The sequence below is a fragment of the Allorhizocola rhizosphaerae genome (assembly GCF_003426775.1).
In the GTDB taxonomy this organism is placed as follows: domain Bacteria; phylum Actinomycetota; class Actinomycetes; order Mycobacteriales; family Micromonosporaceae; genus Allorhizocola; species Allorhizocola rhizosphaerae.
This window is the reverse complement of the sequence record NZ_QJUG01000469.1, coordinates 1-1,509: the sequence shown is the minus strand read 5'-3', so window position 1 is coordinate 1,509 and position 1,509 is coordinate 1. Positions and strand designations below refer to the sequence as shown.

1 protein-coding gene is annotated in these 1,509 nt (G+C 67.1%); it reads right to left on the bottom strand.

Annotated features, from left to right (window positions below):
* Positions 1-32: 32 nt before the first annotated feature.
* A complete protein-coding gene (locus tag DM816_RS41840; protein WP_246002757.1) occupies positions 33-1,361 on the bottom strand; it encodes an IS4 family transposase in 1,329 nt (442 codons plus the stop codon).
* Positions 1,362-1,509: the final 148 nt, after the last annotated feature.

The window sequence follows — 1,509 nt, the reverse complement described above, 5'->3', positions numbered from 1 at the left end:
AAGGCCGTGTAGATAAGGCATCGTTCGCCCTGTCAAGGACTGGGCGGGGGCAGGATGTCGATGTTGAGGGTGGCCTTGTAGCTGGTGCGGTTGACGTTCGGGCCGCGGGCTTGGTATTTGGAGATGGCGCGTTTGACGATGCGGGGGTTGACCCGTATACGCCGGTCGGGCATCAGCTGGGCCAGTACCTGTCGGCCGATCACGCCGATCAGATCGACGACGACCTCGGCGATGACGCTGGCGGCGTTGATGAGTTGGTCGCGGGCGGCGTTTAGCGCGATGGTGAAGCTGGCCCGGTCCGGGTCGATGCCGGCGGCCAACGCCGTGTCAGCGATCGCGGTGCGTAGCAGCTGGTAGACGATCAGCAGGGCGTAGACCTCTTGCTCGACGCGGGCGGGGGTGCGGGCGCGTAGTACCCGGCCACCGAGGATCGTCGATTTCAGCTCCAGGTAACAGGTTTCGATTTCCCAGCGCTCATGGTAGATCTGGGCCAGTTCGAAGGCCGGGTATCGGCGGTGGTCTGTCAGGGTGGTGATCCACCGGTAGTGGCCGGTGTGCCGGCCGGCGGTGGTGGCGATGGCGATCTGCGCGTCGATGACACGCACCTGGACGCCGCCGAACCGCGACAGCCAGGACCCGTCGGCAAGGCGGTGTAGCACCGGCAGTTTCGGGCCGCTGCTTGAGGTCTTGGCGCGGATCAGCGCGTGTGCGCGGCTGTCGGCGACCGCGCGGAACAGTTTCCCGGCGGCGAAATTGCGGTCGGCCAGCAGCAGCATGCCCTCGCGCAGGCTGGGCAGCAGCCGCCAGGCGTAGGTGGTCTCGCCGCTGCTGCATGGGCCGAACACGGCGTCGATGAGGGTGCGGGTGCCGCAGGCGACCAGGGCCACCACCCGGATCAGCGGGTAGCCGCAGCCGCCATGGTTGCCGCCCTGCTTGGGCCAGCGGGTGGTGTTAGCCGCGGTGTCGGGCACCACCGCCGTGGTCCCGTCCACGGCGCATACCAGCAGCCCTCGCCAGCGCACCGTGGCCGGGGCCGGACCGCGCAGCAGGTCGAACAGCCACCGCAGCGGCCGTACCCCCACCCGAGCTCGGGCCTGCCACAACGCTTGCCTGGAGGGAGCTTTCGGGGCGTCGGCGCCCAGCCCCGCACACAGCCGCGTCCAGACCTGACCGTAGCCCTGCCCTTCGAACAACGCTGCGGCCAGCAGCAGATAGACCACCACCCGCGAAGGCAGTTCCCGGACCCGCGACCGTACCGTCGCGGTAGCCCGCAACGCTTCGTCGACCATCTCGAACGGAATCAGCTGGGTCAGCTCACCCAGATGGCCCGGCGCGAACACCCCACCCGCCACCTTGACCACGCGGGTAATGTCAGAATATTCAGACAGCGGAGCTCCTTGGTAGCGGTTGTCTTGGAGGACAAGCCTTTCTACCGGAGCTCCGTTCTATTCACGTGGATCAACACGCCGCCATTGACATCCAGGCCAAATCCTTATCTACACGGCCTTG